The 6,008-nt window shown below is 69.3% G+C and carries 5 protein-coding genes; 2 read left to right on the top strand and 3 right to left on the bottom strand.

Annotated features, from left to right (window positions below):
* Positions 1 to 937 (bottom strand): hypothetical protein (locus VK923_03625; protein ID HSJ43754.1); only part of this gene is annotated, 937 nt, incomplete at its 3' end.
* 94 nt (positions 938 to 1,031) lie between these two features.
* Positions 1,032 to 2,090, bottom strand: coding sequence for a PQQ-dependent sugar dehydrogenase (locus VK923_03620; protein ID HSJ43753.1), 1,059 nt, complete (start codon positions 2,088 to 2,090; stop codon positions 1,032 to 1,034).
* Between the two features lie 308 nt (positions 2,091 to 2,398).
* Here VK923_03620 and VK923_03615 point away from each other — a divergent pair, with 308 nt between their 5' ends.
* A complete protein-coding gene (locus tag VK923_03615) occupies positions 2,399 to 3,472 on the top strand; it encodes a TerC family protein (protein HSJ43752.1) in 1,074 nt (357 codons plus the stop codon).
* Positions 3,473 to 3,521: 49 nt separating this feature from the next.
* On the top strand, positions 3,522 to 4,901 hold the full coding sequence (locus VK923_03610; GenBank protein ID HSJ43751.1) for an AarF/ABC1/UbiB kinase family protein: 1,380 nt from the start codon (positions 3,522 to 3,524) through the stop codon (positions 4,899 to 4,901).
* Positions 4,902 to 4,979: 78 nt separating this feature from the next.
* Here VK923_03610 and VK923_03605 read toward each other — a convergent pair whose 3' ends face one another.
* Complete coding sequence (locus VK923_03605; protein ID HSJ43750.1) at positions 4,980 to 5,876, bottom strand: S-layer homology domain-containing protein; 897 nt, start codon at positions 5,874 to 5,876, stop codon at positions 4,980 to 4,982.
* Positions 5,877 to 6,008: the final 132 nt, after the last annotated feature.

Here is a 6,008-nt window from a genome sequence, read left to right as displayed (position 1 = left end):
GGGCTTCGGCTTGGCGGCGTGCCTCTTCTTGGGCTTCGCGTTGGCGGCGTGCCTCTTCCTCGGCTTCGCGTTGGCGGCGTGCCTCTTCCTCGGCTTCGCGTTGGCGGCGTGCCTCTTCTTGGGCTTCGGCTTCGCGTTGGCGGCGTGCCTCTTCCTCGGCTTCGGCTTGGCGGCGTGCCTCTTCCTCGGCTTCGCGTTGGCGGCGTGCCTCTTCCTCGGCTTCGCGTTGGCGACGGGCCTCGTCGCGCATCCGTACGGCCTCGGCGTCGGCGCGTGCGAGTCCGCGTTCCCACCGCTGTCGCATCGGTGCGATGCCACCGCCGCCGACGGCCACCACAGTGACGCCGACGATCGTGGCGAGGAGCGCGTAGAACAGCCCGGTGACGATCGTCGGGGCGATCGCGAGCTGGTCCAGTGCGGCGAACACGCCGACACCAACGATGAGCAGCTGTGCCGCCAGAGCCAGGGCCCGTCCGTAGGCCAGCCCGCCGATCAGCGCGGCGATCAGGTCGCGCACGGCCCGTGCTACGACCGAGGCCACGATGATCAGCACCAACGCCACGACAACGCGCGGAATGAACGCGATCAGGCGCTGGAGCAGGTCCGAGACCGGGTTGGGACCGAACACGCTGAAGGCCAGCTGCAGCACGAGCAGCAGCAGGCCGTAGAAGACCAACCGATACAGCAGGCGACCGACATCGATGTCAGCGCGGACAAGGGCGTCCTTGATCCCCCCACGCTCGAGCGCGCGACCGACGCCGCGCCGCTCGAGCGCAGAGGCCAGCAGGCGCCGGAGCAATCGCGCGGCGGCGTAGCCCACGATGAGGATGGCGATGAACGCCAGGAGCCTGGGCAGGAATGCGAGCACGGCGGCCACCAGCTCTTCCGCTCCGGCCTGCAGGCCATCGGCAACAGTATTCTGTGCGAGGACGATCACGAATCACTCCGGTTTCGTACGTGCGTATGACGCGTGGAACGGTTGCATACTGCCCCATGATGTCCGGCATCCAACGGACCCTCCGCGGGACTCGTCAACGCCCCGTGATCTTGAAGACCGTGCCCTCCAACGACAACGCGTACAACTCACCGTCGGCGTCCTCGCCGAACGACACGAGCGCGGGTACGGTCAGTTCGAGGCTGCGATCAGCGGTCACCGTGTTGCCGTCGGCCGTGAGCGCGCGGATGACGCCGTCACAGAAGTCGCCGAAGACGTACGACCCGCGCAGCTCAGGGATGGCGTCTCCCCGGTAGACGTAGCCGCCGGTCACCGAGCAGCGTCCGTCGTGTGGGTACTCAAAGATCGGAGGGATCGCGCCCGGTGCACGGCCGCTCGAGAAGCGTTGCGTCCCCTCGAAGACGTTCCATCCGAAGTTCGAGGCGGCGGCGCGGTCGAAGGGTACCCGGTCGATCTCCTCGATCGCACCCTGACCGACGTCGCCGATCCACAGGTCGTTGGTCGCACGATCGAACGAGAACCGCCACGGGTTGCGCAGGCCGTAAGCCCACACCTCGCCCCGTCCGCCGCCATCCGCGTAGGGATTGTCCGCCGGCACCGTGTACGGCTGGCCACCGGCCGGCGTCGGGTCGATGCGCAGGAGCGCGCCGAGCAGAGTGGACGCGTCCTGGCCGCTGCCGAGTGGGTCACCGGCGCCGCCGCCGTCTCCGAGGCCGAAGTAGAGCATGTCGTCCGGGCCGGTCACGACGTTGCCGCCGTTGTGGTTGGAGTAGGGCTGGGTGACCAGCAGCAGGTTCCGCCTGCTGCGTAGGCGTGCAACGCCGTCGCGCATCCGGTACTGGTCGAGTTGCGAGTCGCCGGCGTCGTTGGTGAATGAGACGTACAGGTGGTCGCCGTCGGCGGAGAACGCCAGGCCCAGCATGCCGCGTTCGCTGTCGCTCGTGGTCTGCGACGAGATGTCGAGCACGGGACCGCCGGCAACCGCACCGTCCACGACCCGCACGACGCGGCCGTCACGCTCGGCGAAGTACAGCGCGTCGTCGCCAGGCCGGATCGCCAGGGCGGTCGGTGCGTTGAGCTCCACGACCCGCGTGAGCGCGACCGACGCGGCGCGCAGGTCACCGGTGTCGGTCACCTCGGGAGAGGGGTCGGCCGATGCCGCCGACGGCTCCAGCTCAGACGGCTCCTGCTCTGACGGCGCGGCAGACGCGGGCGGCGAGGCAGGTGGCGACGGCATGGAGGCCGTCTCCGGTGCGGCCGGTGAGCAGGCGGCCGCCGCCGTCAGTAGGATCGCCAGGAGTCGGGAACGTGGGTGCAGGGACATGGGGCCATGATGGCACCGGCCGGCGAGACACCCGGCATATGGGGACGGCCGAGCGGGCACAGTTGGCCCAGCGTTGCCCGCGCCGTCCACCCCGCCACCCTGTGAGAAACGGAGACTGCATGACGTCGGTAGGCGTGCTGCTCGCCGCGGCAGAAGGCGGCGGTGGCGGAGGCGGCAGCGGCAGCGAGCCGTTGTGGGCCTGGATCGCGTTCATCGCCTTCATCGCCATGCTCCTGCTGATCGACCTGAAGGTCGTCATGCGCGAGGAGCACGAGATCCAGACGCGGGAGGCGGCGATCTACAGCGCGGTCTGGATAGCGTTGGGCGTGGCGTTCACCGGGCTCGTGTGGTGGTGGCTCGGAGGCACGGCGGCGCAGGAGTACATCACCGGGTACCTCATCGAGAAGAGCCTGTCGGTCGACAACGTCTTCGTCTGGGCGGTGTTGTTCTCGTTCTTCGCGGTGCCGGCCAAGTACCAGCACCGCGTGCTGTTCTGGGGCATCTTCGGTGCGATCGTGTTCCGACTGGCGTTCATCTTCGCGGGAGTCGCGCTGCTCGAGTCGTTGAGCTGGATCGTGTACGTCTTCGGCGCGTTCCTGCTGTACACCGCCTACAGGCTGTTCACCAGCGAGGGCCTCGAGGTCGATCCGGAGCACAACCCGGTGCTCGTGCGCATCCGCAGGCTGCTCCCGCAGACCGAGGGCTACCACGGCGAGCACTTCTTCGTGCGTGAGAACGGCAAGCGGATGGTCACGCCGATGCTCACGGTGCTGGTCTCGATCGAGTTCACCGACATCCTGTTCGCGGTCGACTCGATCCCTGCGATCCTCGCCATCACCCGCGACGAGTTCCTGGTCTTCAGCTCGAACGCCTTCGCGATCCTGGGACTGCGCGCACTGTACTTTCTGTTCGCCGGGATCCAGGACCGCTTCGTCTACCTCGACAAGGGCCTCGGAATCATCCTCGGCTTCGTCGGCCTCAAGTTCATCGGCGAGGGCCTCGGGCTGCACATCCCAACGCTGGCGTCGCTCGGCTTCATCGGCGTCGTGCTTGCGCTGACCTTCTGGCTGTCGCTGCGGCACACCCCGCAGGGCACGGCGGACGACGAAGCCACCCGGGACGACGAGGACACCCGGGACGACGAGGCCCACGCGGCGGAGCGCAGCGCCGGCTCCGAGACCACCGCCGAGTAGTGCCCGCGCGTCCATGGCGGGCGGCGCGGGTGCGTCGCATGCTGGGGACGTGCCCTCGGAACCGTCCGCCGCCCGCACACGCCTGTCGCGTGGTGGTCAGCTGGCCCGGCTCTCCGCGGCCGCGGGCAGGGGGCTGCTCGCAGCCCGGCGGGCACAGCGCCGAGGCGACGTCGACGGCGTCGGCCTGTCACACGACGAGATCGCCGACGTCGTGCTCGACACCCTCGGGTCGATGAAGGGCGCTGCCATGAAGGCGGGCCAGCTGCTGAGCTACGTCGACCTGCCGATGGACGAGGAGTCCTCGCAGCGCTACCACACGCGGCTCGCGCAGCTGCAGGACTCGGCGTCAGCCTCGGATCCCGCCACCGTGGCCGCGGTGCTCCAGGCCGAGTACGGGGCTCCTGCCGACCTGGTCTTCGCCTCCTGGGAGCCCGAGCCGTTCGCCGTCGCCTCGATCGGACAGGTGCATCGCGCCAGGTTGGTCGACGGGACCGACGTGGCGGTCAAGGTCCAGCATCCGGGTGTCGCGGAGTCCACGCTGGCGGACCTGGCCAACCTCGAGCTGTTGATCCCACTGCTGCGGGTCCTCAACCCCCGGTTGGAGCCTGGACCCCTGCTCGCGGAGGTCCGGGCGCGGCTCGACGAGGAGCTCGACTACCAGACGGAGGCGCGCTACCACCAGGCATTCGCCGACCGCTACGCGGGCCACCCGTTCGTCCGGGTCCCCGCCGTACACCACGACTGGTGCCGGCCCCGCGTGCTGGTGACCGACTTCGTGGAGGGCCAGTCGTTCGGCGACGTCGCGCGCGGTGCCGATGAGGCCACCCGCAACCGCTACGGCGAGATCATCTTCCGCTTCGTCTTCGGTTCGCTGTACCGCTTCAGGATCTTCAACGCCGACCCCCATCCTGGCAACTACCTGTTCCCCGGCGACGGCACCGTCGTATTCATCGACTTCGGCAGCTGCAAGGCGTTCGGGACGGCCGACCGCGACCGCCTCCATGCCGTCCACCGCGCCGTCCGCGACGACGACGCGCCGCAGCTGCGGGCAGCCATGCGCGAGGCCGGCCTGCTGGGCGGGCAGTTCGACGGTGACTTCGACGTCGTGCGCCGCTGGTTCCGGCTGATGCACAGGCCGATGAGCACCTCCGAGCCGTTCAGCTACACCGCCGCCTACGCGCGGGAGGTGACGGCCGCCAGCTTGGACCCGGACGCGGGGTACGTCGAGACGCTCCGCCAGCTCGAGATGCCCGCGGCCTTCCTGATGCTCAACCGCATCCAGTTCGGCCTGACGTCACTGCTGGCCCGGCTCGAGCCCACCGGATGCTGGGGCGACGTGCTGTTCGAGCTCAGCGAGGACGCGCGTCCAGCCACCGACCTCGGGCGGATCGAGTCCGCGTTCGTCGCGGCGTCGCCGTACCGGGCATGAGCGCCACAGGGCGCGATGTGGGGTGGTGACACCGGCCTCGTCACTTTCGCACCGGCGTGGCGCGGCAGAGCCCGCTGGTCATGGCAACGGCGTGATCCTGCCCTTGTCCTCCATGCGGATCAGGATCCGTGCGAGGTAGGATGCCATCTGCCCGCGCAGCACCGATTGGCCCGGCATGAACTGCTCGTTGCCGCGGCCCTCCATGATCTGCGCGGCGGCCACGGCGTTGATCGACGCCTCGTGCACCGACGTGTCGTCGTCGCGGAACCGGTCCGGCCCGGTCGGCAGCGCGGAGCCGTTGAGGTACTGGTAGCTCCGGTCCAGCAACGACGCCATCTGGCCGCGGGTGACGTTGCCGCACGGCTCGAACCGTGAGTCCACGTAGCCCTGCGCCACCGGTGTCTCGTTCAGCCGGGCGATCGCGTTCTGCCCCGGGCAGTCCGCCACGTCGTCCTTGAAGTCCTCGAACCGTGGGTCGTCGGCGGAAGGCAGGTCCTGCAGGGCGACGCCCTCGGCCTCGAGGCGGTTGGCTGTGTCCATCATTGCCGCGATCGCGATCGCCGCCTCTCCTCGGGTGACGGCGTCGGCCGGGTTGAACTGTGTCAACGTCTCGCCGGTGACGACCCCCGCCGCCTCCATGCACCTGATCGCCTCGTCGTGTGCGTTGCCGAGGTCATCGAACTGCGAGCTCTGTGATGCAGCCGCGCAGAAGTCGCTGTTGGCAACGATCGGTTCCCGTCCGCTCGGTTGCGCGTTCTGGCCGCCGCCTCCCAGGCCGTCCTCGTCGTCGCCTCCCAGGCCGTCCTCGTCGTCGCCTTCGTTGCCGCCGCCGGTCCCGGGCGCGAGCTCGATGGGGCCGGAACCGCCCGCGCCGCCGAACAGCTGTCCGGCGGCGACGCCACGGCCCGCGGCGGTGACGCCCAGGTAGATCGCGAGCAGGATCAGCAGGAGGCCGAAGACCTGGTCTGCTCTCATGGTCGATCATCGTCTCCGCGGCCTGGCGTGAACTCACCCACACGTACCCGTACAGGCTAGTGTCCGACCGCCGCGTTTCGGTGGAGGTGTTGCGCGCGCAACAGATGGTGCGCGCGCTGGTCGTGCCGACGG

It is taken from the genome of Euzebyales bacterium (genome assembly GCA_035461305.1).
Lineage (GTDB): Bacteria > Actinomycetota > Nitriliruptoria > Euzebyales > JAHELV01 > JAHELV01.
Note: the sequence above shows the minus strand (reverse complement) of the source record. Positions and strands in the feature narration are given on the sequence as shown.